The organism is Paenibacillus forsythiae T98 (assembly GCF_000520735.1).
GTDB classification, from domain to species: domain Bacteria; phylum Bacillota; class Bacilli; order Paenibacillales; family Paenibacillaceae; genus Paenibacillus_AQ; species Paenibacillus_AQ forsythiae.
On record NZ_ASSC01000695.1, the window covers coordinates 1 to 508 of the forward strand.

General features: G+C 53.3%; 1 protein-coding gene. It reads right to left on the reverse strand.

What is annotated here, in order from left to right; translation table 11 throughout:
• Positions 1-508: PTS fructose transporter subunit IIC (locus tag L692_RS0121345; protein ID WP_025702047.1), on the reverse strand; the 508-nt coding region annotated here is incomplete at both ends.

Below are 508 nucleotides of genomic sequence, written 5' to 3' on the forward strand. Positions count from 1 at the left end.
GCCTTATTGACCGGACCACCCATGTCGAAAGCCTGCATCAGTCCAAGAATAATTCCAAGTATTGCCGCATTTGTACCATTAAGCGAATTCAACCAGTCCGCCAAAGCCTTGTTGACGAAGGCAACTGGCTCTCCAACAACGAACACCATCAGCAGCCCCATAACGGCTGCGGATAACAGCGGAATAATCAGAATCGGCATCAGGCCCTGCATTGTTTTGGGAAGCTTCAGATACTTCTTGATCGCGAGTACCAGATAACCTGCGGCAAAGCCGGCAAGCAGAGCGCCAAGGAAGCCCGACCCGTTCGTGCTGGCAAAATATCCGCCGATCATCCCGGGCACTAGTGCAGGCCGGTCGGCAATCGAGTAAGCAATATATGCGCCTAAGATTGGAATCATCAGGGCAAAGGCCGATTTACCGGTTGTGAACAATGTTTCGCCGATCGAACCCGGATGGTCGAAGACATAAATGCCGCCGATCGCGAAGCCCAGCGCAATCAGCAGGCCGC